The organism is Pseudomonas veronii (genome assembly GCF_001439695.1).
GTDB lineage: Bacteria > Pseudomonadota > Gammaproteobacteria > Pseudomonadales > Pseudomonadaceae > Aquipseudomonas > Aquipseudomonas veronii.
Genome location: NZ_JYLL01000026.1, coordinates 18,068 through 41,653, shown reverse-complemented (window position 1 = coordinate 41,653; position 23,586 = coordinate 18,068). Strand labels below are relative to the sequence as shown.

Genomic DNA, 23,586 nt, shown 5'->3' with positions numbered 1-23,586 from the left:
ACATCAGAAGGCGCTGATGGCCTTCGTGCCCGTTGCATTACTGTGGTCATGTTATTTAACGAAAACAGTCTGTTGGAATAGATGCGAGGAAGTGTCTGACAGCGATTAGCTTGCGAGGGGTAGTCTATTTCCAAAATTGATCTACCGCGTGCAAATCCACCGGCTAAATCCGCGACAGCGCTTGAGCCGTTAATTAGATTACGACGCCATCTTCATTCAATCAGGAATGCATGCATGGCAAGCAACAGGCTCACATCAACCGGTTCCCTTCGCCCACTGCGGCTGAGAGTTTTTTAATGTCTCAGCCCTACGCGTTTATCAATGATTGGCAACAAACCTCAGTTGAACTCAAGGCAAGATTGCGCTTGAGCCAGCACGCCGAAGCCAAGTTCGACAGGCTCAATACCCATATTCGAAACGTTGTGGTGCTGCCGGGGCAGTTGGTCATCATCGGTGATGACTCCACGGCGTTGTGCAAGCCGGAAGAGCATCTGCTGATGCAATCCGCCTGGCGTATCCGCCATAGCGTGATGGCCGAAGGGGGCGACGCCTTTGCCCTGCAAAACTACGATTTGTTGCAGAAACTGCTCGGCTACACGTCGCTCGGTATCGGCACGGCGGGGGATGCTTGGAATCGCCACTTGAAGGCGATCGTCAAAACCCTGGAAGAAATCGATGCCCTGCATAAACAGGCGTTGCGCCGAGGCGGTGGCGCAGCGCGGGAGGAGTTTTTGGCGCGTCGCCAAACGCTGTTCGCCAAACTGGAGGCACAACTGCGCGGGTTCGCCCGTTACGGCACGGGTTTGCGTAATGAAGGCTCGATCAAGAAAATGCTCGGTATTTCCACCAAGAGTTATTTGCATACCGGGGAGATCAGTCGATATGCCGAGAGGATTGCGCGGATTTCCAGGGTGGCGAAAGTGCTCAAGGCAGGGACGCCGTTGGGGATTGCTTTGAGCGCTGCGTCCACTGGGCTGGAGATCAAGGAAGCCTGTTCCACGGGGAGGGAAGAGCAGTGTACGAAGGCTAAGTATGTGGAGGTGGGGAAGCTGGCAGGAGGCGTTTCATTAGGCGCTGCCGGAGGGTTGATTGGATCGAGTTTGTGTCTTGCCGTACTGGTACCAACAACGGGTCCAGGTTCGCTGGCTTGTCTATTAATCGGTGGCGCGGTGGGCGGCGTCGCAGGAGGCGCGCTTGGCAGTAGGGGTGGGGAATTAGTGGGTGAAAAGATCTATGAATATTAACGATTTCCTAAGTTCTCATATCATTTTCTGGTTTGAAATAGCGTTGTGTATTTCACTCGGCGTTGCCTTGCTGATCTATGTTTTTCTGGCCTATCGGCGTTTGGAATACATGGAGCGCCTTCTGAATAAATGCAGTTTCGTTGTGTTTCACGCCCAGTTTTGGGGCAACTCACCGCGAGGGAGAATGATGCGATTCGGCGCGGTCGCAGTAGCAGTATTGCTGCCAAAGCGGAACTTAAAACGTGGTGTCATTGACTGGCAGCAAGTCCAGGAATTTCCTCGCTGCCTGAAAAACTTGTTCCGTGGTATCTATTTCGTCATCGTCGTTGTCTTTATGTACGGCATCGTTTTTTGGCTGCCTAAATGAAATAGTGTTTAGTAGGAATATTTTTCTTAAGTTGCCGAGCCAAAAAGCCCCGTGATCGAATGGGCGGCGGGGATTGGCAGCAGAGGTGGGGAAATGGTGGGTGAAAAACTCTATGAGTATTGACAACTTTCTAAATCCTCTCATCTTTTTTTGGATTGAATTAGCCTTGTGTGTTTCGGTCGTCGTTGTCGTACTAATAGGTGTTTTCCTGGCCTATCGACGGCTGGAATACATGGAGCGGCTTTTGAATAAATGCAGTCTCGTCGTATTTCACTCCCGGTTTTGGGGAAACTCCGCGCGAGGAAGAATGATGCGGTTGTCTGCAATTACAGTGGCAGTACTACAGCCAAAGAGGAATTTGAAGCGCGGCGTTATTGACTGGCAGCAAGTTCAGGAATTTCCTCGTGGCCTTAAAAACCTGTTCAGGGGAATGCTCTTCGTTGGTGTGGTTTTCTTTGCCTTTGGTACCTATTTTTGGCTTTGCAAATAGTGTTAGGTATTGACTATTTCTTAAATTCTCGCGTTATGTTTTGGTTTCTGGTGGCGTTAATACTCTCTATCAATATCGTTGTACTAATAGGCGTTTTTCTGGCCTACCGACGTCTCGACTACATGGAGCGCCTTTTGAACAAATGCAGTCTCCTTACCTTCCACTCTAAGTTTTGGGGCAACTCGCCGCGAGGAAGAATGATGCGGTTATCTGCGGTTGCAGTAGCCGTATTACTGCCAACATGGAATCTGAAGCGCGGTGTCATTGACTGGCAGCAAGTCCAGGAGTTTCCTCGCAGCCTGAAAAACTTGTTTCGTGGTATCTATTTCGTCATCGTCGTTGTCTTTATGTGCGGCGTCGTTTTTTGGCTGCGTAAATGAAATAGTATTCAGTAGGAATATTTTTCTTAAGTTGTTGAGCCAAAAAATCCCCGTGATCGAATGGAGTACGGGGTAAAAAACTGGCTGGATGCGACCAACCAAAGAGACTCTTTACATTGTCTGGTACTAGTGACGTTTCGCGTCATTTGCGTTGCCGCAGTCATATTGGTTAACGAAAATATTCCATTGGAATAGCTATTAGGAAGTGTCTGACAGCTATTGGTAGGCGAGGGGAAGTCCATTTCCCAAGTTGATCGACGATGCGCGAATTTATCTGGTAAATCCGCGACAACGCTTGAGCCGTTAATTAGATTACGACGCCATCTTCATTCAATCAGGAATGCATGCATGGCAAGCAACAGGCTCACATCAACCGGTTCCCTTCGCCCACTGCTGCTGAGAGGTTTTTAATGTCTCAGCCCTACGCGTTTATCAATGATTGGCAACAAACCTCAGTTGAACTCAAGGCAAGATTGCGCTTGAGCCAGCACGCCGAAGCCAAGTTCGACAGGCTCAATACCCATATCCGGAACGTTGTGGTGCTGCCGGGGCAGTTGGTCATCATCGGTGATGACTCCACGGCGTTGTGCAAGCCGGAAGAGCATCTGCTGATGCAATCCGCCTGGCGTATCCGCCATAGCGTGATGGCCGAAGGGGGCGACGCCTTTGCCCTGCAAAACTACGATTTGTTGCAGAAACTGCTCGGCTACACGTCGCTCGGTATCGGCACGGCGGGAGATGCGTGGAATCACCACTTGAAGGCGATCGTCAAAACCCTGGAAGAAATCGATGCCCTGCATAAACAGGCGTTGCGCTGAGGCGGTGGCGCTGCGCGGGAGGAGTTTTTGGCGCGTCGCCAAACGCTGTTCGCCAAACTGGAGGCACAACTGCGCGGGTTCGCCCGTTACGGCACGGGTTTGCGTAATGAAGGCTCGATCAAGAAAATGCTCGGTATTTCCACCAAGAGTTATTTGCATACTGGAGAGATCAGCCGGTATGCCGAGAGGATTGCGCGGATTTCCAGGGTGGCGAAAGTGCTCAAGGCAGGGACGCCGTTGGGGATTGCTTTGAGCGCTGCGTCCACTGGGCTGGAGATCAAGGAAGCCTGTTCCACGGGGAGGGAGGAGCAGTGCAGGCAGGCGAAATATGTGGAAGTGAGCAAGCTAGGAGGAGGGGTTCTGGGGGGGATGGCAGGTGGGTCTATGGCGGCAGCTTTATGTTTCACCGTACTACCCCCTACAACTGGGCCGGGATCATTGAGTTGCCTGTTAATCGCAGGTGGGACCTTGGGCGCGGTTGGGGGCAGTCTTGGAAGCGAGTTGGGTGAGTACGCAGGGGAGAAAATTTATGAATATTGACTACTGGCTCAATCTTCCTCTTAAGTTCTGGTTTAGTGTGAGCGTTCTGTTTGTAGTCCTTAGCATCAATGTAGTCGGCATTTTCCTGATGTATCGACGATTGGATGAAATGGAGGATCGTTTAAATAAATGCAGCCTTGTCACTTCTAACAAACAGTTCTGGGGCGATTCGATACGAGGAAGAATGATTCGGCTGTGTGCCGTCACCTCAGCGGTTGTTATGCCGTGGTGGAACATAAAGCGCGGTACTGTGGATCGGCAGCAAGTTCAGGATTTTCCTCGCGGTCTCAAGCGCTTGCTTCAGGGAAAGATCCTTGGGGAAGTACTTTTTATGACGTCTGCCATATCCAACATATTTTATAAATGGCTAACACGCTGATCAGCGACACAAAAAAAAGCCCCATGACCAAACGGACCACGGGGCTAAAAATTGGCTGGATGCGACCAACCAAAGGAGCTCTTTACATCACTTGGCCGTAGCGACCACCGTATCCGGCTGCCAACCGCCACCCAGCGCCTTGTAGATCGCAACAATCCCGCGATACAGATCAACCTCGGCCTGGGCCTGGGAGTCTTCGGCGGCCAGGCGTTCGCGTTGTGCGTCGAGCAGCACGAGGAAGTCCACGGTACCTTCGCGGTAGCGGATCGCGGCGAGGTCGGCGGCGGCGCGGCTGGATTCGCTTTGGCGGATCAGCGAGACCAGGCGTTGCTGACGCTTGCCGTAGTCGCTGAAGGCGTTCTCGGATTCTTCCAACGCCAGCAACACTTGCTGCTCGTAGTTGGCCAGGGCGCCATCGGCCTCGGCATCGGCGCCGCGCAAGCGTGCACGCACGCTGCCCAGGTCAAACGCGGCCCAGGTGATGCTCGGGCCAAGGGCCCAGGCATTCGCCGCGGATGAACCGATCTGCGAACCGCGCCCGGCGGTGAAGCCGAGGAAGCCGCTGAGGCTGACCCGTGGGAACAGGTCGGCCTTGGCCACGCCGATGCGCGCGGTGGCGGATGCCAGTTTGCGTTCGGCACTCAGAATGTCCGGGCGCCGTTGCAGCAGTTGCCCTGGATCGCCGATCGGCAGCGCCTTGGCAATCGCCGGCAAGTCTTTCGGGCTCAGGTCCACGCTCAGCTTGTCGGGGCGCTGGCCGAGGAGAGTGGCGATGCGGTTGCGCTCGCGCACTTGTTCGGCCTGCAGTTGCGGCACGCTGGCTTCCACCGCTGCGAGGCGCGCGTCGGCACGCTCCACGTCGAGTTGGTCGCCCACGCCGGCATCGCGCAGGCTGACGGTGATGGTGCGCGACTCCTGCTGGTTCTTCAGGTTGTCCAGGGCGATGCGTTCACGCAGTTGCGCGCCGCGCAGTTGACCGTAGGCGTCCACCAGTTCGGCAATCAGCGTGACTTGCAGCTGGTACAGGTCGGCTTCGGCCGCTTGCTGGTCGGCGTCGGTGGCTTCCAGGTTGCGCTGGATGCGGCCGAACAGGTCCAGCTCCCAGGCCATGTCCAGGCCCAGGTCATAACGCTCGCTGTTGACGCGCTTGGTGGTCTGACCAGGGATTTGCCCCTTGGCCAGGTCACTGCTGGCGCGGCTGGTGATGGTCGGCATCGCGTCGTTGCTGGCGTCATCGCGGATCGCCCGTGCGGCCCGCAGGCGGGCAAACGCCACACGCAGGTCGCGGTTACCGCTCAGCGACTGGGTCACCAACTGGTTCAGAGTCGGGTCGTCGAACTGCTGCCACCAGATGCCTTCGAATTTCCCGTGGTCGTATTTTTTGGCATCGGCGGCAGCCGTGATATTGGCCGCCTCCGGGGTCTGGGTTGTGTAGTCCGGGCCCACGGCACAGGCGCTCAGCGCCAGGACCAGCAAGCTCGGCAGAAAGACTTTCACACTCATTGCTGTGTCTCCAGCTTCAAGGCCTTGGCCGCTTTGCGCGCGTCCTGGCGCTCCACATAGCGACGGATCAGTACGTAGAACACTGGTGTCAGCAACAGCCCGAAGAAGGTCACGCCGATCATCCCGGAGAACACCGCCACGCCCATGGCATGCCGCATCTCGGCACCGGCACCGCTGGACAGCACCAGGGGCACCACACCCATGATGAAGGCGAACGAGGTCATCAGGATCGGCCGCAGCCGCAGGCGGCACGCTTCCAGCACCGCGGCGAGCGGGTCGAGGCCTTCCTGCTGTTTATCCTTGGCGAACTCGACGATCAGAATCGCGTTCTTACAGGCCAGGCCCACCAGCACGATCAGGCCGATCTGGGTGAAGATGTTGTTGTCGCCGCCCGAGATGATCACCCCGGTGATGGCCGACAACAGCGTCATCGGTACGATCAGGATCACCGCCAGTGGCAGGCTCCAGCTTTCGTATTGGGCGGCCAGTACCAGGAACGCCAGCAGCACACAGAGCGGGAACACGAACAGCGCGGTGTTGCCCGAGAGGATTTGCTGATACGTCAGGTCGGTCCACTCGTAGGTCATGCCGTTGGGCAGTTCATCCTTCAGCAGTTTTTCAATCGCGGTCTGGGCCTGGCCGGAGCTGTAGCCCGGTGCAGCGTTGCCGTTGATTTCCGCGGTGATGAAGCCGTTGTAGTGCATTACGCGGTCCGGGCCGGAGGTGTCGCTGACCTTGATGAAGGTCGCCAGCGGGATCATCTCGCCTTTGTTGTTGCGCACTTTCAACTGGCCGATCTGGTCTTCATCCAGGCGGAACTGCTGTTCAGCCTGCACGTTGACCTGGTAGGTGCGGCCGAAGCGGTTGAAGTCGTTGGCATACAACGAACCCAGGTAGATCTGCAGGGTGTCGAAGATGTCGCTGATCGCCACGCCGTGGGTCTTGGCCTTTTCGCGGTCGATGGCGGCATCGACCTGGGGCACGTTGACCGTGTAGCTGGTGAACAGGCCGAACAGCTCCGGCGTGCTGCGGCTCTTGGTGATGACGTTCTGCACTTCTTTGTACAGCTCTTCGTAACCCAGGTTGCCACGGTCTTCGATCTGCAGGCGGAACCCGCCGATGGTGCCCAGGCCCTGTACCGGCGGCGGTGGGAAGATCGCCATGTAGGCTTCCTGGATGTCGCTGTACTTGCCGTTCAGCGCACCGGCAATCGCACCGGCGGACATGCTCGGGTCTTTACGCTCGTCGAACGGTTTGAGGGTCACGAACACGATGCCGCTGTTCGGGCTGTTGGTGAACCCGTTGATCGACAGGCCCGGGAAGGCCACGGCGCTTTCCACGCCCGGCTGTTTCAGGGCGATGTCGGACATGCGCTTGATCACGTCTTCGGTGCGATCCAGGCTCGCGGCGTCCGGCAATTGGGCGAAAGCCACCAGGTATTGCTTGTCCTGGGCCGGTACGAAACCGGTCGGGGTGTGGGCAAACCCGAACCACGTCAGCACCATCAGGCCGGCGTACAGGAACAGCGCGATGCCGCTGCCGCGGATCACCCGGCGCACGGTGCCGACGTAACCATGGCTGGCTTTTTCGAAGAAGCGGTTGAACGGCCGGAACAACCAGCCCCCCAACAGCTTGTCGAGCACCTTGGAGAAGCGATCCTTCGGCGCGTCATGGCTGCGCAGCAACACGGCAGCCAGGGCGGGGGACAAGGTCAGCGAGTTGAAGGCCGAGATCACCGTCGAAATCGCAATGGTCAAGGCGAACTGCTTGTAGAACTGCCCGGTCAAGCCGCTGATGAAGGCCGCGGGAATGAACACGGCGCACAGCACCAGTGCCGTGGCGATGATCGGCCCGGTCACTTCGCTCATGGCCTTTTCAGTCGCCTGGAACGGTTCCAGGCCCAGCTCGATGTTGCGCTCGACGTTCTCCACCACCACGATGGCGTCATCCACCACGATGCCGATGGCGAGTACCAGGCCGAACAAGGACAGTGCGTTGAGCGAGAAGCCGAACAGGTGCATCACCGCAAACGTACCGATCAGCGAGACCGGCACCGCCACCAACGGAATGATCGAGGCGCGCCAGGTCTGCAGGAACAGGATCACCACCAGCACTACGAGGATCAGCGCTTCGAACAGGGTATGCACCACCGCCTCGATGGAGCCGCGCACGAAGATGGTCGGGTCGTAGACGATGCTGAAGTCCATGCCTTCGGGGAAGCTCTTCTTCAGCTCCGCCATCTTGTCGCGCACTTCGTTGGAGATCTGGATCGCGTTCGAGCCTGGGCGCTGGAAGATCGGGATCGCCACGGCCGGCTGGTTGTTGAGCAACGAACGCAGGGCGTATTGGCTCGAACCCAGCTCGACCCGCGCGATGTCTTTGAGGCGCGTGATTTCACCGTTATCGCCGGCGCGAATGATGATGTTCTCGAACTCTTCTTCCGTGACCAGGCGGCCCTGGGTGTTCACCGACAACTGGAAGCTGGTGGCATTCGGTGCAGGCGGCGCACCCAGCGCACCGGCGGCCACTTGACGGTTCTGCTCGCGAATCGCGGTCACCACATCGGTGGCGGTCAGGTTGCGCGAAGCGGTCTTGTTCGGGTCCAGCCAGACGCGCAGGGAGTAGTCGCCCATGCCGAACAGCTGCACATCACCCACGCCGCCCAGGCGCGCCAACTCGTCCTTGATGTTGAGCAAGGCGTAGTTGGACAGGTAAAGCATGTCGTAACGCTGATCCGGGGAGGTCAAATGCACCACCATGGTCAGGTCGGGGGAGGCCTTGTCCACGGTGATACCGATGCGCGTCACTTCCTCGGGCAGCTTGGGTTGCGTGCGCGTCACACGGTTTTGCACCTGCACCTGCGCGTTGTCCAGGTCGGTGCCCAGGGCGAAGGTGATGGTCAGGGTCAGTTTGCCGTCGGCGGTCGACTGCGAGGACATGTACAGCATGTTCTCGACGCCGGTGATCGCCTGTTCCAGCGGCGCGGCGACGGTTTCGCCGATGACTTTGGGGTTGGCGCCAGGGAAGTTGGCACGCACCACCACGGTCGGCGGCACCACTTCCGGGTATTCGCTGATCGGCAGTTGGAACAGCGAGATCGCGCCAGCGATCAGGATCAACAGCGAGAGCACCGCTGCGAAGATCGGCCGCGAAATGAAGAACTTGGAAAAATTCATCTTGAGTCGTATCCCTTAACCGCGTGGAGTCGCGACGGCTGCGAGCTTGGGCGCGGTTTTTTCCGGCGCCACTTGCTCCAGGTTGCTGGCTTCAAGCGCTTGTCGTTGTTGGGCCAAGGCGGCGAGGGTTTCCTTGCTGGCCATCGGGATGGTTTCCGGGGCGACCGGCGCACCCGGGCGCACACGCTGCAGGCCCTTGACGATAATGGTGTCGTCTTTGTTCAGGCCGCTGCGCACGATGCGCAAACCTTCGATCTTCGGCCCCAGTTCCACCGAGCGGTAGGCTGGCTTGTCGCCTTCCATCACCAGCACGAACTTCTTGCCCAGGTCGGTGCCGACCGCTTCATCGTTGATCAGCACGGCGGAGTAAGTGCCGCTGCCGACCAGTTTCAGGCGGGCGTACAAGCCAGGGGTGTATTCGCCTTTGCTGTTGTCGAATACCGCGCGGCCACGGATGGTGCCGGTGGCCGGGTTGACCTGGTTGTCGACGAAGTTCATCTGGCCCAGGTGCGGGTTGCCGGTTTCATTCGACAGGCCCAGGTACACCGGGGTGGTCGCGCCACGGCGACCCTGGCGGGCGAGTTCGGTGTACTTGAGGTACACGCGCTCATCGGCGTCGAAGTAGGCGTAGACCTTGTCGGTGGAGACCACGCTGGTCAGCGCGGTGACGTCGGCGGTGACCAGGTTGCCAGCGGTGATCTCGGCACGGCTGACACGGCCGCTGATCGGCGCGATGACGCGGGTGAAGCTCAGGTTCAGCTTGGCCAGGTCCAACTGCGCCTGGATGCCGGCGACAGCGGCGCGGGCTTCCTGGGCGGCGGTGGTGCGCGAGTCGGCCAGTTCGGCGGAGATCGCGTTGCTCTGACGCAGGCGTTCGCCCCGTTGCGCTTCGTTATCGCTGCGGGTGGCGGCGGCTTTGGTCTGTTGCAGTTGGGCTTCGAGGCGGCGCACCTCGGCCTGGAACGGGCGTGGGTCGATCTGGAACAGCAGGTCGCCTTTCTTCACGAGGGCGCCTTCGGTGAAGGCCACCTGATCGATCTGGCCGGACACCCGTGGACGGATCTGCACGGTTTCCGGTGCTTCCAGGCGTCCGGTGAATTCGTCCCACTCGTTGACCGGTTGCTCAAGCACCTTGGCCACGCTGATTTTTGCAGGAGGCATGGCGGCCGCTTGTTCCGGGGTTTTGCCGCACGCGCTCATCACCGCCACGGCCAGAATCGCCAGGGGCAAGCGTAAGTGTTTGAGTGTCTGTTCCATGAGGTGTATCCGCCAATGTATTTGAGATGGGCGGATCATGCGCGGGGAGCTGCTAGGTCACGAATCGAATGAAGCAAAGATAACTATCATTCGGAATGATATAAGCGCGGAGTGAGCCCTCTAGTCTGCGGGTTTCATTAGGCAGCTATCAATATGCTTGATGACAAAGGCATGTTGCGCGCGCTGCAAGGAACGCCGCAATGCCTACCTGGCACTGTCGCTCGCCAGCTGCGCAACGATGCGTTCTATCAACATTCTCACCCGTCTGGGCTGAATGCGCGTGGGCGGGTAGACGATGTTCAGCGCTGTGCGGCCCAAGTCGTAATCCTCGAGCACCTCGACCAAGCGGCCGGCGTCGAGGTCGGCACGCACGTCCCACACCGATTTCAAGCAAATCCCGTGGCCGGCCAGGCACCATTGGCGGACCAGCGCGCCGTCGTTCGCCACGCGGCGGCCACGCACCATGATCCGGTGGGTCTGCCCGTGCTGCATGAACGCCCACTCCCGCGAAATATTGACGCCGAAGCGCATCACCAGGCACTCGTGCGCGGCCAGGTCCTCGGGGTGTTGCGGGGTGCCGTGGCGCGCCAGGTACAGCGGTGATGCACACACCACTCGGCGGTTTTCGCCAATCAGACGGGCATGCAGGGTGCTGTCGGCCAGCGCGCCGAAGCGCACGGCGAAGTCGATCCCCTGGCCGACGGGGTCGACATAGCCATCGCTGAGGTTCAGGTCGATGCTGACCTGCGGGTGCTCCTGCATGAACTGCGCAAGGATCGGCTCGATGTATTGGCGACCGAAGTCTTGCGGGGCGCTGAGGCGGATCGGCCCGCAAAGGGTGTCGGCGCCCAGGCGAATGCTGGTGTGCAACTCGTCGGCGTCTGCCAACAGGCGATGCGCGCCATCGACCAGCAGGCGGCCTTCATCCGTGAGGTTGATCGCGCGGGTGGTGCGCTTGAGCAGGCTGGCGCCGTAAAAACTCTCCAGCTGCGCCAGCCGTTCCGACACCGAGGCCGGCGATAAGCCCAGTTCCCTGCCGGCGGCAGACAGCCCGCCTTTCTCGACGATCAACAAAAACAGCTCAAGGTTCTTCAGCAGCATTATTCGGTTTTTCCGAAAGTGATTTTTGATTTCAGCTCAATTATCAAAATAAACCTAAAGGACTAACGTTGCATCCGTGTTTATTCAACGGAGTTACCGTCATGTCATCTGTGAACCTGCAACGGCGTACCTTCCTGGCCCAGGCGGGCGCGGGCGCCGCGGTGTTGACCGCCGGATCGCTGCTCGGCAGCGCCAACGCGAGCGCGGCGCAGGCCGGGCAGAGTGGGGCGGCACCGGCTGCGCGCCAGGCCAAGGGTGGTTTCTGGCCCGGCGACACACGGCTTGTGGTCTCGATCTCGATGCAGTTCGAGGCCGGTGGGCAACCGCTGAAGGGCACCGACAGCCCGTTTCCCAAAGTGGACTTCCCCGACAGCGTGCCCGCTGACCCGGCCACCAATACCTGGTTCGCCTATGGCTACCGCGAAGGCATTCCCAGGCTGCTCGACCTCTGGGACCGGCATGGGGTGAAGGTCACCAGCCACATGATCGGCGATGCGGTGAAGCGGCATCCGCAGTTGGCCCGGGAAATCGTCGCGCGCGGACACGAGGCGGCGGGCCATGGCCCGCGCTGGAGTTCGCAATTTGCCATGAGCCGCGATGAAGAACGCACGTTCCTGCGCCAGGCCGCGAGCATGGTGCAGGACGTCACCGGCCAGCCGGTCAGCGGCTACAACTGCAATTGGCTGCGCCGTGGCCCCAACACCCTGGCGCTGCTGCAAGAGCTTGGCTACGTCTATCACATCGACGATGTGAGTCGCGACGAGCCGTTTATCGAGCAGGTCAACGGCCAGGATTTCGTGGTGGTTCCGTACACCTTGCGCAACAACGACATCGTCTTGATCGAAGGCCGCAACTACTCACCGTCGCAGTTCCTGGAACAGGTGAAGCTGGACTTCGACCAGCTGTACGAAGAGGCCGGCAGCCGGCGCCGCATGATGTCGATCAGCGCCCACGACCGCATCAGCGGTACGCCGCAAATGGTCCGGGTCTGGGATGAGTTTTTGCGCTATGCCAACAGCCACCCCGGCGTGGCCTTCATGCGCAAGGACGCTATCGCGCAGTACACCCTTAAAAGCCCGCTTAGCCTGCGCGAACACGAGACCCTCTGAGCCCATCACCCAAGGAGATTTTTCAATGAAACCCTCACCTATAGCGCGCGTTTGCCTCATCGCCACACTCTTGACCTCGACCTTTTCCGGCGCCGTCCTGGCGGCCAGCACTGAACTGGTCAAGCCGGGTGTGCTGGTGGTGGACAAGAGCCTCCCGCCTGCGCAACTGGCGCTCATGGAAACCGCCGCCCGCCGTTATGACACCTTCTGGGATACCGGTGACGAAAGCCTGGCCCGTGAGGCGCTGGCCGCAGATTTCATCGACAAAACCCCACCGGCCGGACGTAAACAAGGCCCCGAAGGCCCGTTGCTCGCCTCCCGGGCGTTTCGTGAAGCGGTGCCGGACCTGCGTTGCGAGGTCGAACACATGCTCATCGCCGGCGACCGCGTGGTGGTTCACCTGCATTTTCGCGGGCACTTCACCGGCACCTTCGGCCAGATCAAGGGCGGTGGGCAGCCCGTGGACTTTATCGCCACCGATATCTATCAGATCGACAACGGCAAGATCGCCGCCAACTGGCACATCGAAGACAACCTCACCTTGATGAAACAGTTGGGCGCCCTGTAATCCTTGAGAGGCATCGCGTGCCTGACACTTCGGGCCAGGTCGAAGCATGCTGGGGTGGCAATTTTTTACAATTGCGGCTTCTATTAGCAGCGGTGCTGCCACGCGAGGAAACCTCATGACTGCGTCCATCGATCCCGGCCTGCTGGCTATCTATGAAGCCTGGCACGCCAGCGTCTGTGCCGGCGACCTGGCCGCGACGGCGGCGTTGTATGCCGAGCAGGCGGTGTTCGAAACGCCGCTGGTGCTGGCGATCTACCCCGACCACGGCAGCGGCGTGCTGGTCGGCCGGGGGACGATCCAGCGGTTCATGGAGGACAGCAAGCGCCGCTTTCCCAATGACCTGGCTGAGTGGTATCGCAGCGATAAAGCCTTCATCAACGGCCGCAACCTGACGTGGGAATACCCGCGCAAGACGCCGACGGGGGAGCAGGTCGACCTGATGGAAATGATGGAGATAGAAAACGGCTTGATCACCTGCCACCGCGTGTATTGGGGCTGGTATGGCGTGCGCTTGCTGGCGCCAGTGCTGGCGAAGGCGCAAGCGCTGTGAACCCGCGTGCGGCGGTTGCGATCATTGGTGGGTCGGTGACCGGTGTCGCGGCGTTTATCCAACTGGTGCGCGCCGGCAACGCCAAGCGTATCGACATCATCGATCCCGAGGGGCTGGCGGACTCGATTGCCTTCGGCGTCTGCGAGGACGTGCTGTTATGCAATACCTCGGTGCAGACCCTGTCGATACTGGACGATGAGCCGCACGACTTTCAGCGTTACCTCCAGGCGCAGGGCATCGACGTCGGCGAAGACGCGTTTGTGCCACGGACCTGGGTGGCGGGCTATCTCAAGCAACGCTATGCCGAGTACCGCGATGTGGCCGAGGCCCGGGGCATTGCGCATCGGATCGTGCGGGCGACGGTGCGGCATATCCAGCCGGTCGCGCGCGGCGACTATCGCCTGGTGCTGGATGACGGCGGCGACCTGCGCGCCTGTGCCGTGCTGGTCTGCACCGGCAGTGCCGCGCCGTTCGTGCCGCCGCTGGTCAGCCCGCATGCCGGTGCGCCGGGCATTTTCTCCACGCCATACCCGGCCAAGGCCTGGCTGGACAGCCTGGATAAACCGTCACGGGTCTTGGTGCTGGGCAGTCGCCTGTCGGCGGTCGACAGTGTGTTGCTGCTCTGCGGCGCGGGGCACCAGGTGCTGATGGCGTCGCCTTCCGGGCGTTTGCCGGGCGTGCGTACCGCCACCCCCCGGCGTGGCGCGGTGGCCCTGGATGAAGCGCGATTCGCCCGGCTGGACCTGGAAAACCCCAAGCTGTACTGGCACTTGCTGCGCATCGTTGCGCGGGCGACCAAGGCGATCAATGGCCGCTCGCTGCGCGAACAAGTCGATCGCAGCGCGGAGCCCATCCGGCGCCTGCGCGGCGAAGTCGCCTTGGCCCGACGGGGCGCGACGGACTGGCAGAACCTGTTGGTGCAGTGCATGGACCTGGCCGACGGGAAGTTGCGCGCGGCGCCGCCCTCGGTGCGCGTGGCGGCGCTGCAAAACTGCTGGGAAGCGGTCGGGCGTTACCTGTTCGCGGTGCCTTTGCAGACCGCAACCACGCTGCTGCGCCTGATCGACGAAGGGCGCCTGCAGCTGGCCGCGCACTTGCCGACACAGCTTGAGTGGCAAGGCCAATGGCGGGTCCACGATGCCCAGGGGCGCATCGAGGCGGTGGATGCGGTGGTGTGCGCCAGCGGTTTTCATAAACAGTTTTTCCATGCCTCGCGCAACGGCCTTGAGCTGCAGGTGCCGCCGGCAACGCCGTGTACGCCGCCTTATGTGTCAGCGCAGTTGCAGGTCAGCCTGCCCGGCGCCGAAGCGCCGGAAGACATCTGGCTGCTGGGCATGGCCTCGTACCTGGCGGCGCCGATGGTCAATTCGGTGTACCAATCGGTGCGCCAGGCCCGCGAGGTGGTGATGCTGCTCGCCGAGCACCCTTCATTCATGGACAAACACGCAACCGAGGCAGTGGCATGAAAGTGTATGGCGACAGAGGTTCGAGCAATACCCGGCGCGTACTGACGACCGCCGCTTACCTGGGGCTTGAGGTCGAATTCGTCTTCCTCGACCTGTTCAGTGGCGAGAACCGCACGCCGGAGTACCTGGCGCTCAACCCCAACGGCACGATCCCGACCTTGGTCGACGGCGACGTGGTGCTGTTCGAAGCCTCGGCGATCATGATTTACCTGGCGGAACGGGCCGGCTCGTCATTGCTGCCCGCGGGCAATGCCAAGTACGAAACGCTCAAATGGATGTTCTGGGCCGCCGAGCATTTTCGTCGCGGGCCCACGGTGCTGATCGAGCAGCGGTTCATGGACCGCCTCAAAGGCCGCGCCGAGAACCCGACCCTGGTGGCCGAAGCGCTGCAGGCGATCCACCGCTACACGGCGGTGCTCGACGGGCACTTGCGCACCCGGCGCTTTGTGGTGGGCGACGCGTTGAGCCTGGCGGACATCGACCTGGCGGCCCCGCTGAGTCATATCCCGCGGACCCAGGCGCCGTTTCTGGAGTATCCCCATGTGGCGGCCTGGTACGCGCGGATCAATGCGCTGCTCGCCTGGCAGCAGAGCGGGGTGGCCCAGGAGCGCCGCATCGCCGAAATCGAGCGCTTGTTCAGCTCGCAACAGGTGCCGGCATAAGGGTTTTCCTGGCCGGGGTCACGGCATGCAGCGGTGCTTCGAGATGGCGCAGGTGCTCAATCCCCAGATGCAGCTTGAATGCCCGCCAGCCCGAGCCGGTCACATGTACCGCGCGCGAGCCGGCGGTTCGGCGCAGCCAACCCAACTGGCAAAAAGTCTCCAGCAGGTGGGTGCCGAGCGGCCCGGCGATGTGGTGTTGCCGTTCGGTCCAATCCAGGCAGCGGCGGGCCTGGAGGTGGTCGTGCAAGCATGGCTCGCCGGCCTGCGGGTTGAGTGACTGCAGCCACTCGGTACCACGCCGGGTGAGCACGTATTCGCGCTCGTCGCTTTCAAGGAGAAAACCCTGCTCCAGCAGGCCTTGGGTCACCGCTACGCCGACCTGGCCGGCCAGGTGGTCGTAGCAGCAACGGGCAAAACGCAATTCATGGGCCGAACGGTTGGGCAGGCTACGCCACGAACTGGTTTGCGGTGCGACCGCCGCCAGGCTTTCCAGCACATGGGACACATCGGGGCCGGCCAATTGATAGAAGCGGTTGCGGCCCTTGATCTCCACGGTGAGCAAGCCGCCGTCGAGCAGCTTCGCCAGGTGCGAACTGGCCGTCTGCGGCGTCACGCCAGCGGCATCGGCCAAGGCGCTGGCAGACATCGAACTGCCATCTGCCAGGGTGATCAGGATCACTGCGCGCACGGGTTCGGCGATCAGGTAGGCGATGGATGAGATTTTTGGCTGGGTCATTCCGTCGAACTCCGTGCTGTGCCAGGTGAAATCGGATTTCAGGATGACATAAACATAAACACTTCGACACAGCTCGAAGCGTTTATCCCAGAAAGCTGCATATAGTCGAGCCGCCCCCTTAAAGGACGCTCGCGGTCATGACCTCCAACACCCGCTACCAACGACAAGTACTGATTGCGACGAGTCTGAGCTATGTGGTCGTTATCCTCGACACTTCGATTGTCAACGTGGCAGTGGAATCGATTTCCCGCACCTTTGGCTCGGGTATCACCGGGCTGCAGTGGGTGATCAACGCATATACCCTGACCTTCGCCAGCCTGCTGCTGACGGGCGGCCTGCTGGGCGATCGTTTCGGCGCGAAGAAAATCTACGCCGTCGGCCTCGGCCTGTTTGCCCTGGCCTCGGCGTTGTGCGGCCTGGCCACCGACCTGCCGGAGTTGGTCGGTGCGCGGGTCCTGCAGGGGCTGGGCGCCGCGTTGCTGGTGCCGTGTTCCTTGATGTTGATCAACAGCGCTTACCCGCAGACCCACCAGCGCGCCGGCGCCATTGGCGTGTGGGCCGGGTGCGGCGGCATCGCCATGGCGGCCGGACCGCTGGTGGGCGGTGTACTGATCGAGCTGTTCGGCTGGCGCAGCATCTTCTTGATCAACGTGCCGATCGCCCTGGTGGGCGTGTGGCTGACCTCGCGCATCCCGTCTTCGGCACCGTTGGCGCCAAACCGGCACTTGGACGTCACTGGGCAAGTCGCCGCGATTATCGCGCTGGCGACCTCGGTGGCGGTGCTGATTGAAGGGGCGAAGCTGGGGTGGAACTCCGAATGGGTGTACGCCTGCGTGTTCGTGGCCTGTATCGCCTGGTGCGTGTTCTTTGTGACCGAAAGCCGCCACAAGGACCCGATGCTGCCGCTGCAGTATTTCCGCAACCCGGTGTTCTCGGGGGCGACGCTGCTGTCGCTGGCATCGGCCTTGGTGTTCTATGGCCTGTTTTTCCTGCTCAGCGTGTACTTCCAGAGCGAGCGTGGCTGGTCGCCGCTGGACACCGGGCTGGCTTTCCTGCCACTGACCGCCATGGTCACCCTGGGCAGCTTCACCTGCGGCCGGCTGACCCGTGCGTATGGCGCGCGCGCCGTGCTGTGTGCGGGGTTCGGCCTGTACACCGTGGGGTTTATCGGCCTGTTCGCCCTGGCCAGTGACGCACCGTACTGGCGTATCGCAGTGTGCTACCCGGCCGTGGGGTTCGGTGCCGGGATCATCACCCCGGCCGCCACCTCCGTGCTGATGAGTGTGGTCGACCGCGCCAAGGCCGGGGTGGCGGCGGGCACGCTCAATGCCAGCCGCCAAAGCGGCTCCGCCTTCGGCGTGGCGATCTTCGGCGCCTTGCTCACCTCGATTCAGCCCCTGGGCGATGCCATCGACGTCGCCGTCAGCGTCGCCATCGGTTTGTCGTTGCTCGCCATGCTGATGGCCGCCCTGGTGTTGAAAGCGCCGGCGGCGCAACCCGTGGAAAGTTGATGGACCTGCACCTGTAAAGGCAATTGCCCGGCACGTTTTCGTGACATTCGCGAGGCGTCGCTGCACCTGAAAAACATCATCAATAGGGATAATGATCATGAATCTGCGTTCTGCACCTGCAGTTGTCGATATGGCGGGGATCGGCATCGGTCCGGCCAACCTTAGCCTGGCGGCGCTGGCCCAGCCCAAACCGAGCATTAGCGCAGCGTTCTTCGAGCGCAGCAGCGAATTTCAATGGCATGCGGGGATGATGGTGCCCGAGGCCAAACTGCAGGTGCATTACCTCAAGGACCTGGTCAGCCTGGTGGACCCGTCCAACCCGCTGTCATTCCTCGCTTACCTTGCGCAGAAAAAACAGCTGCTCAGTTTTATCAACGCGCATTTCGAGCAGGTGCTGCGCCGCGAGTTCAACCAGTACTACCGCTGGGCGTGCAGCCAGCTGCCGAATCTGCATTTCAACAGCGAAGTGCGTTCGGTGACGTTCGATAACGGCCTGTTCCTGCTCCAGGGCGATACCTGGGCGCAACCGGCGCGCCACCTGGTGTTGGGCACCGGGCAGCAACCGTCGATCCCGGCGTGCGCGCAGGCGCATCTGGGCGATACGCTGTTTCACTCCTCGCAGTACATGACCCGCAAGCGCAGCTTCAAAGACCAGCGCGTGGTGGTGATCGGTGGCGGCCAGACCGGGGCCGAAATCATCCAGCACCTGCTGTCCGACACCGCCGCCTTGCCCGCCAGCGTGACCTGGGTCTCGCGGCGCTGGAATTTTTCGCCGCTGGATGAGTCGCCGTTTACCAACGAGCTCTACACCCCGCAGTACAGTGACCACTTTTTCGCCCAGCCCGAGGCCGTGCGCCGGCCATTGCTGGTCGAGCAAAAACTGGCGAGCGACGGCATTTCCCAAGCGTTGTTGCAGTCGATTTATCGCCGCCTGTACGAGCTCAAGCACGTCTTGCAGCACCCCTGTCACATTCGCCTGCTGCCCGGGCGCGAGTTGACCGCGATTCAGCAGCGCCCCCATCACTGGAGCCTGTCGATGGCGCACGGGCACAGCCAGGTGCAGGAGGAACTGAGTGCCGACACCGCGGTGCTGTGTACAGGCTATGCCTACCAGATGCCGGCGTGCCTGGCGGCGCTCGAATCACGGATTACCCGATGCAACGGCGAGTATGTCTTCAACGATGACTATTCCGTCGCCTGGGATGGGCCGCAGGGCTCGGCCATCTATGTGCAAAACGCCGCGCGCAGCCAGAAAGGCATCGCCGACCCGAACCTGGGCCTGATCCCCTGGCGTTGCGCGAACATCATCAACAGCGTCAGCGGGCAAGCCCTGTACGACTTGGATGAGCCCGAGGCGTTCGTCCAATGGGGCGCCAACGAAGTATTCGACGAGGTCGGCGATGCGCGTTTCGATCGCCTGACCGCTCTCGCCAACTAGACCCAGGAGCCCGGTCATGGAACCCATCACACTTGCCCCCAACGGCAATGCCCCGGTGATTCGAGAAACCGAGGAGCCCGTGGCGCCGGAAGGCGTGCGCCTGTACCTGCACCACTTTGCCGGCAAACTGGCCAATGCGCCGATCCAGTCATCGCGTTTCACTCTCGAGCCACACAGCGCGACGGACGAAGACAAGCACGCCGTGAACGAAATCTGGTTTATCAGCGGCGGCGAGCTGGACGTCTTCTACGACGGCACCTGGCACGCGGTCAGAAATGGCGAAAGCCTTTATTTCGCGCCCTGGCGGCCGCATTTCGCGCGCAACAACGGCACGACCCAGGTCCAGGTGTTTTCGGTGTGGTGGGCATGAGCATGGAGCAGCACTTCGACCTGGTGATTGTCGGAGGCGGCATTATCGGTGCCTGGGCGTTGCATCATGCGACGCAACGCTATCCCCACTGGCAGATTCTGCTGATCGACCGCTACCGCATCGGCGACGGGGCCACCGCCCATTCGGCGGGTGTGCTGCTGGCCACCGGCCGCTCGCCGCGCGAACGGCGCCTGGCCGGGGAGAGCGCCGAGCTGTATCGGGCCCTGCGTGATCGCCTGGGCATCCGCACCACCCAGGCGCCGGTGTACTGGCTGGCCGAACGCAGCTTTAGCGCAGACATCGAGCAGGCCCTGGTCGATGCGCCGGTTCAGCCCGCCGACCTGTGCGCGCCGGACCTGGGCTTACGCCTGGGCGCCTCACTCAAGGTTGGCGCGAACGAAAGCCTGTTGCGTGGCGGCACCGCCGAAAGCTATGAGCCACCGCTGGTGGCGCGGTTGCTGATCGGCCACAGCCTGGCCAGTGCCCATGTGCGCTGCATCGAAGGCGTGGGCGTGCAGCAGATCGATGCGCTGGGCAGCGGCACGCGCATCACCCTGGCCGACGGCGCCACGCTGCGCGCCCGCCGCACCCTGGTTGCCACGGGGCCGTGGGTCAGCGAGCCGCCGTTCGACGCGCTTGCCGCGCGCCATGGGCTGCGGGTGAAGAAGGTGGTGGCCCTGCATATCGACGGCGTACCGCCGAGCAACGCCGCGGCGCTGTTCTTGCCGCAATCCGACGCTTACCTGATGCCATTGGCGGCGCGTAACCAGTGGTTGTTCAGCTTCCGGTGCGATGAATGGGACGTTGCGCCGCGCAAACATGCACTGGAAATCAACCGCCACGATGTGCAGGTGGCCACCCGCACGCTGGCGCACTACCTGCCCGAGCTGGTGGCCCGCTGTCGCGGCGGCCGGGTGTTCTGCGACAGCTACAGCCCCGGCGGAGAGTCGCAGGTGAGCTTCGACGCCGGGCAGAACCTGGTGTTTGCCGGCGCCGGCAGCGGCGCCGGTTTCCGCCTGGCACCGGGCATTGCCCGCGAAGCCGTGGACCTGCTCGTCGCCCAGTGGCCCGATGCGCCCGCTACCGCCAAACCCACCCTTTCTACTGTTTCGATGGATTGAAAAGATGACCGCTATCGCCGCGCAAACCTTCTTCCTGATGCCCATCCCGCCGACTCCGAACGGCAGGCTGCACCTGGGGCATATCGCCGGGCCGTACTTGCGCATGGACATGCTGGGGCGCTACCTGCGCAGCCAGGGCCATCGTGTCGACGTGGTCTCGGCGGTCGACGGCTTCGACTCCTATGTGCTGTGGAAGGCCCTGCAAGAGCAGCGCACGCCCGAAGCCGTGGTGCGCGACTATCACGGGCAAATCGCCCATGACCTGCGCGCGCTGGATGTCGAGGTGGATGACTTCCTCGACCTGGTGCAAGGCCCCTATGCGCAGCAGCATGCGCGCAATGCCCAGCGCACGGTGGAGCGCCTGGTGGCGCTCGGGGTGACGCAAAGCGTGGTCGAACGCGTGCTGTATTGCCCGGACACCCGGCGCTACATGGCGGGGGCCTGGCTGCTGGGGCAATGCCCGTATTGCCGGGCGGGGGCGGGCGGCTATTTTTGCGAAGCCTGCGGCGCACTGTTTCGCCCGGAAGCCATGCTTGACCCGCAACCGCGCATGGGCGACAGCCCCCTGCACTGGGTTGAGGTCGAAAGCCTGTTTCTGACCGTCGCCCACCCCGAGCAGTTGCTGCAGCGCATGGCGACCTCCGGTGCGCCGGCGTCGATCGTCGAGGTGATTGCGCGCTTCCTGGAACGGGAAAACGGCCGGGTGCGGCTGACCGCGCCGGGCGAATGGGGCGTTGCCTGGAGCCCGGACCGCTTCGGCAACCCGCGCGTGCTGTTCGAATCGGGCTGGGAGTATGCGCTGACCTGCGCCGACCGATCCCAGGAACAGGCGCCCGAGCACGGCCATGCCATGCTGCGCAGCAGCGAGGTGACGACGCTGGTCAGTTTTGGCATCGACAACGCGGTGCTGCTGTTGGCCGGCAGTGTCGCGGTGATGGATGCGTTGCAGGATCACCGCTCATTCGATTACGTGTTGACCAATTACTTCTACAACCTGCAAGGCGCGAAGTTTTCCACCAGCCGCCTGCATGTGGTGTGGGCCGCCGATATCGTCGAAAAGACCCCGGCGACCAGCGACGCGGTGCGTTACTTCCTGAGCCGCGAAAGCCCCGAACAGGGCGAAACCAACTTCGCCGTGGAGGAGTTTGTCGAGGTGGTCAATGTGGACCTGGCCGGTGCGCTCGACGGCCGCATCGACCTGGCGCTGGCCGCCCTCGATCACACGCGGCCGCAGTCCATCGACCCGGCGCTGTGGCCGGCCCTGGAGCTGGCCGTTACGCGGTTGGGGCAGGCCTTCCGGTTGGACGCGGTGTCGGTGCGCGAAGCCTGGGACGTGCTGCATCAATGGATGCAACGCCCCGACCTGGACGTCACCCAGCCCGCCCACGCCTACCTGTGGCTCAAGGGCCTGGCGTACCTGGCCGCGCCGATCATGCCGCGCCTGGCCGAGTACCTGTGGCAGCGCCTGGGGCATGACGGTTTGCCGCTGATCCAGGCGCTGCACGCTGCCTCGCAGCCACGTCCGCAGACCTCGGCGCGCCCGCGCTTTGCGCCGCTGTCGCCGGCCGCATTGGCGCCGTGCCTGCCGGCCAGCGTGGTGCTTGCCGGGGCCACCAGCGATGCATGAATACGCCGACGTTATCGTGATCGGCGCCGGCACCACCGGCACCGCCGCAGCCTGGCACCTGGCGCGGGCCGGGGCGTCGGTCAGGCTGCTCGATAAAGGCGCGATTGCCAGCGGTTCGTCGGGCGCATCGCCGGGGATCGTGCGGGCTTATTATGCCGACCCCGCTCTCAGCTACCTGGCGACGCAAGGTGTGCGGGCCTATCGCGAGTGGCCGCAGCACTATCCCGGCGCATGCGGCTACCAGCGCACGGGGTTCCTGACCGGTATTGCCGGGCACGCGCAAGCGACCACCCAGGCCAATGTCGCGCGTCTGCGGGCAGCGGGCGCGCCGCTTGAATGGCTCTGCCCCGAGCAGATACGGGAACGGGTGCCGGACCTGTACACCGATGGCCTGGCGGGCGCGGTCTACGAACCGGACGCCGGTTATTGCGACCCGCGTCTTACCGCGCGCAGCTTTGCCGCCGGTGCGAGCGCCCTGGGCGCGGTGATCGAAGAGGGCCGGGCGGCGCGGCGGATTGTGCGCCAGGCCGGCCGCGTCATCGGCGTGCAGACCGACTGCGGGTTTATCGCCAGCAGCCATGTGATCAACGCCGCCGGGCCGTGGGCCGCCGCACTGGCCGCCGAGTGCGGCGCGCCGCTGCCGATTCACGCCACACGGCAATGCGTGGGCATTCTCGAGGTCTGCGGCGCGGATAAGCCGATGCCGGGCTACTGCGACCGCGACGTCGGCTTCTACCTGCGCCCGGATCGCCCCGGCAGCTACGTGATCGGCGCGCTGGGCGGCGCCGAAGGGGCGCCCATCGACCCGGATGCCTTCGACGGCACCTTCAGCGACACTCAGGTGTTGGCCTACCGTGACCGCGCCGCGCAACGCGTGCAACGTCTACTGGGCGCACAGCCGATCGGGCGCCGCGTGTCGTTCTTCGATGACACGCCGGACGGTAATCCGCTGCTCGGCCCGGACCCGCGCGTGCCGGGGTTGATGGTCGCGGCAGGGTTGAGCGGGCATGGTTTCAAGTTCGCGCCGTTGTTCGGACAGGCGATCGCGCAGTGGGTGTTGACGGGGGAGATGTCGGCGGCGATGGCGCCGTTTGCGCTGCAGCGGTTTATCGGCTGACGGGACGTGCTCAGGCTGTTGGTGGGGCAACAGCAGTTCAATAAACTGTGCGATCG

The 23,586-nt window shown here is 62.1% G+C and carries 21 protein-coding genes and 1 pseudogene; 17 read left to right on the top strand and 5 right to left on the bottom strand.

All coding sequences use genetic code 11. From position 1 onward, the window contains the following. The first annotated feature begins 296 nt into the window (after positions 1-296). From TU80_RS24035 to TU80_RS24010, 6 genes and pseudogenes are all read left to right on the top strand, one after another. Positions 297-1,244, top strand: a complete 948-nt coding sequence (locus TU80_RS24035) for a hypothetical protein (protein WP_057005550.1) — start codon at positions 297-299, stop codon at positions 1,242-1,244. Further along, the gene (locus TU80_RS24030) at positions 1,234-1,611 is read left to right on the top strand and encodes a hypothetical protein (RefSeq protein ID WP_017849623.1); all 378 of its coding nucleotides are present in this window, start codon (positions 1,234-1,236) and stop codon (positions 1,609-1,611) included. Before TU80_RS24035 ends, TU80_RS24030 begins: the two co-directional genes overlap by 11 nt. Positions 1,612-1,723: 112 nt before the next feature. Then, complete coding sequence (locus tag TU80_RS24025; protein WP_057005533.1) at positions 1,724-2,101, top strand: hypothetical protein; 378 nt, start codon at positions 1,724-1,726, stop codon at positions 2,099-2,101. A gap of 200 nt (positions 2,102-2,301) precedes the next feature. Then, positions 2,302-2,481 carry a hypothetical protein gene (locus TU80_RS33505; RefSeq protein ID WP_235000077.1) on the top strand — a complete coding sequence of 60 codons (180 nt, stop codon included), beginning with the start codon at positions 2,302-2,304 and terminating at the stop codon, positions 2,479-2,481. A gap of 410 nt (positions 2,482-2,891) precedes the next feature. Further along, positions 2,892-3,839 (top strand): annotated as a pseudogene (locus TU80_RS34050) (hypothetical protein). Further along, positions 3,829-4,218, top strand: a complete 390-nt coding sequence (locus TU80_RS24010; protein ID WP_017847280.1) for a hypothetical protein — start codon at positions 3,829-3,831, stop codon at positions 4,216-4,218. Before TU80_RS34050 ends, TU80_RS24010 begins: the two are co-directional and overlap by 11 nt. 87 nt (positions 4,219-4,305) lie before the next feature. Here the strand turns inward: TU80_RS24010 and TU80_RS24005 are convergent, their stop codons facing one another. The 4 genes from TU80_RS24005 to TU80_RS23990 form a co-directional block, all read right to left on the bottom strand. Further along, positions 4,306-5,721: an efflux transporter outer membrane subunit gene (locus TU80_RS24005; protein ID WP_017847282.1), complete on the bottom strand. Its 1,416-nt coding sequence runs from the start codon at positions 5,719-5,721 to the stop codon at positions 4,306-4,308. Beyond that, positions 5,718-8,897 carry an efflux RND transporter permease subunit gene (locus TU80_RS24000; protein WP_057005531.1) on the bottom strand — a complete coding sequence of 1,060 codons (3,180 nt, stop codon included), beginning with the start codon at positions 8,895-8,897 and terminating at the stop codon, positions 5,718-5,720. Before TU80_RS24000 ends, TU80_RS24005 begins: the two co-directional genes overlap by 4 nt. A gap of 15 nt (positions 8,898-8,912) precedes the next feature. Beyond that, positions 8,913-10,154, bottom strand: a complete 1,242-nt coding sequence (gene mexE, locus TU80_RS23995) for a multidrug efflux RND transporter periplasmic adaptor subunit MexE (RefSeq protein WP_046383238.1) — start codon at positions 10,152-10,154, stop codon at positions 8,913-8,915. Between the two features lie 204 nt (positions 10,155-10,358). After that, on the bottom strand, positions 10,359-11,255 hold the full coding sequence (locus tag TU80_RS23990) for a LysR family transcriptional regulator (RefSeq protein WP_057005530.1): 897 nt from the start codon (positions 11,253-11,255) through the stop codon (positions 10,359-10,361). Positions 11,256-11,356: 101 nt separating this feature from the next. Between TU80_RS23990 and TU80_RS23985 the strand changes: the two genes are divergently transcribed. The 5 genes from TU80_RS23985 (at position 11,357) to TU80_RS23965 (ending at position 15,610) form a co-directional block, all read left to right on the top strand. Continuing rightward, entirely contained in the window at positions 11,357-12,364 is a 1,008-nt protein-coding gene (locus TU80_RS23985) for a polysaccharide deacetylase family protein (protein WP_057005529.1), read from the top strand. A gap of 25 nt (positions 12,365-12,389) precedes the next feature. Then, positions 12,390-12,932: an ester cyclase gene (locus TU80_RS23980; RefSeq protein WP_046383241.1), complete on the top strand. Its 543-nt coding sequence runs from the start codon at positions 12,390-12,392 to the stop codon at positions 12,930-12,932. A gap of 115 nt (positions 12,933-13,047) precedes the next feature. Next, the gene (locus TU80_RS23975) at positions 13,048-13,482 is read left to right on the top strand and encodes a nuclear transport factor 2 family protein (protein WP_046486470.1); all 435 of its coding nucleotides are present in this window, start codon (positions 13,048-13,050) and stop codon (positions 13,480-13,482) included. Then, complete coding sequence (locus tag TU80_RS23970) at positions 13,479-14,948, top strand: FAD/NAD(P)-binding protein (RefSeq protein WP_057005528.1); 1,470 nt, start codon at positions 13,479-13,481, stop codon at positions 14,946-14,948. The genes TU80_RS23975 and TU80_RS23970 overlap by 4 nt, the downstream gene beginning before the upstream one ends. After that, on the top strand, positions 14,945-15,610 hold the full coding sequence (locus TU80_RS23965; RefSeq protein WP_017847290.1) for a glutathione S-transferase family protein: 666 nt from the start codon (positions 14,945-14,947) through the stop codon (positions 15,608-15,610). The genes TU80_RS23970 and TU80_RS23965 overlap by 4 nt, the downstream gene beginning before the upstream one ends. On the opposite strand, the gene TU80_RS23960 is transcribed toward TU80_RS23965, so the two are convergent. Beyond that, the gene (locus TU80_RS23960) at positions 15,585-16,346 is read right to left on the bottom strand and encodes an ArsR/SmtB family transcription factor (protein WP_057005527.1); all 762 of its coding nucleotides are present in this window, start codon (positions 16,344-16,346) and stop codon (positions 15,585-15,587) included. The two genes, TU80_RS23965 and TU80_RS23960, sit on opposite strands and share 26 nt — an antisense overlap. Positions 16,347-16,483: 137 nt before the next feature. Between TU80_RS23960 and TU80_RS23955 the strand changes: the two genes are divergently transcribed. From TU80_RS23955 to TU80_RS23930, 6 genes are all read left to right on the top strand, one after another. After that, positions 16,484-17,857: an MFS transporter gene (locus TU80_RS23955; RefSeq protein ID WP_046383245.1), complete on the top strand. Its 1,374-nt coding sequence runs from the start codon at positions 16,484-16,486 to the stop codon at positions 17,855-17,857. Between the two features lie 97 nt (positions 17,858-17,954). Continuing rightward, positions 17,955-19,295, top strand: a complete 1,341-nt coding sequence (locus TU80_RS23950) for a lysine N(6)-hydroxylase/L-ornithine N(5)-oxygenase family protein (protein ID WP_126586751.1) — start codon at positions 17,955-17,957, stop codon at positions 19,293-19,295. A 16-nt stretch (positions 19,296-19,311) separates the two neighbouring features. Further along, positions 19,312-19,665, top strand: coding sequence for a cupin domain-containing protein (locus tag TU80_RS23945; RefSeq protein ID WP_046383247.1), 354 nt, complete (start codon positions 19,312-19,314; stop codon positions 19,663-19,665). Further along, positions 19,662-20,786, top strand: coding sequence for an NAD(P)/FAD-dependent oxidoreductase (locus TU80_RS23940; RefSeq protein WP_234427192.1), 1,125 nt, complete (start codon positions 19,662-19,664; stop codon positions 20,784-20,786). The genes TU80_RS23945 and TU80_RS23940 overlap by 4 nt, the downstream gene beginning before the upstream one ends. Before the next feature lie 4 nt (positions 20,787-20,790). Beyond that, positions 20,791-22,413: a methionine--tRNA ligase gene (locus TU80_RS23935; protein ID WP_082107752.1), complete on the top strand. Its 1,623-nt coding sequence runs from the start codon at positions 20,791-20,793 to the stop codon at positions 22,411-22,413. Then, on the top strand, positions 22,406-23,530 hold the full coding sequence (locus TU80_RS23930; RefSeq protein WP_057005525.1) for an NAD(P)/FAD-dependent oxidoreductase: 1,125 nt from the start codon (positions 22,406-22,408) through the stop codon (positions 23,528-23,530). Before TU80_RS23935 ends, TU80_RS23930 begins: the two co-directional genes overlap by 8 nt. Positions 23,531-23,586: the final 56 nt, after the last annotated feature.

Excerpts from the sequence above, each read along its gene's own strand:
- TU80_RS24035 (WP_057005550.1), top strand. The coding sequence starts at position 297 with ATGTCTCAGCCCTACGCGTTTATCAATGATTGGCAACAAACCTCAGTT.
- TU80_RS24030 (WP_017849623.1), top strand. The coding sequence starts at position 1,234 with ATGAATATTAACGATTTCCTAAGTTCTCATATCATTTTCTGGTTTGAA.
- TU80_RS24025 (WP_057005533.1), top strand. The coding sequence starts at position 1,724 with ATGAGTATTGACAACTTTCTAAATCCTCTCATCTTTTTTTGGATTGAA.
- TU80_RS33505 (WP_235000077.1), top strand. The coding sequence starts at position 2,302 with ATGCGGTTATCTGCGGTTGCAGTAGCCGTATTACTGCCAACATGGAAT.
- TU80_RS24010 (WP_017847280.1), top strand. The coding sequence starts at position 3,829 with ATGAATATTGACTACTGGCTCAATCTTCCTCTTAAGTTCTGGTTTAGT.
- TU80_RS24005 (WP_017847282.1), bottom strand. The coding sequence starts at position 5,721 with ATGAGTGTGAAAGTCTTTCTGCCGAGCTTGCTGGTCCTGGCGCTGAGC.
- TU80_RS24000 (WP_057005531.1), bottom strand. The coding sequence starts at position 8,897 with ATGAATTTTTCCAAGTTCTTCATTTCGCGGCCGATCTTCGCAGCGGTG.
- mexE (WP_046383238.1), bottom strand. The coding sequence starts at position 10,154 with ATGGAACAGACACTCAAACACTTACGCTTGCCCCTGGCGATTCTGGCC.
- TU80_RS23990 (WP_057005530.1), bottom strand. The coding sequence starts at position 11,255 with ATGCTGCTGAAGAACCTTGAGCTGTTTTTGTTGATCGTCGAGAAAGGC.
- TU80_RS23985 (WP_057005529.1), top strand. The coding sequence starts at position 11,357 with ATGTCATCTGTGAACCTGCAACGGCGTACCTTCCTGGCCCAGGCGGGC.
- TU80_RS23980 (WP_046383241.1), top strand. The coding sequence starts at position 12,390 with ATGAAACCCTCACCTATAGCGCGCGTTTGCCTCATCGCCACACTCTTG.
- TU80_RS23975 (WP_046486470.1), top strand. The coding sequence starts at position 13,048 with ATGACTGCGTCCATCGATCCCGGCCTGCTGGCTATCTATGAAGCCTGG.
- TU80_RS23965 (WP_017847290.1), top strand. The coding sequence starts at position 14,945 with ATGAAAGTGTATGGCGACAGAGGTTCGAGCAATACCCGGCGCGTACTG.
- TU80_RS23960 (WP_057005527.1), bottom strand. The coding sequence starts at position 16,346 with ATGACCCAGCCAAAAATCTCATCCATCGCCTACCTGATCGCCGAACCC.
- TU80_RS23955 (WP_046383245.1), top strand. The coding sequence starts at position 16,484 with ATGACCTCCAACACCCGCTACCAACGACAAGTACTGATTGCGACGAGT.
- TU80_RS23950 (WP_126586751.1), top strand. The coding sequence starts at position 17,955 with ATGAATCTGCGTTCTGCACCTGCAGTTGTCGATATGGCGGGGATCGGC.
- TU80_RS23945 (WP_046383247.1), top strand. The coding sequence starts at position 19,312 with ATGGAACCCATCACACTTGCCCCCAACGGCAATGCCCCGGTGATTCGA.
- TU80_RS23940 (WP_234427192.1), top strand. The coding sequence starts at position 19,662 with ATGAGCATGGAGCAGCACTTCGACCTGGTGATTGTCGGAGGCGGCATT.
- TU80_RS23935 (WP_082107752.1), top strand. The coding sequence starts at position 20,791 with ATGACCGCTATCGCCGCGCAAACCTTCTTCCTGATGCCCATCCCGCCG.
- TU80_RS23930 (WP_057005525.1), top strand. The coding sequence starts at position 22,406 with ATGCATGAATACGCCGACGTTATCGTGATCGGCGCCGGCACCACCGGC.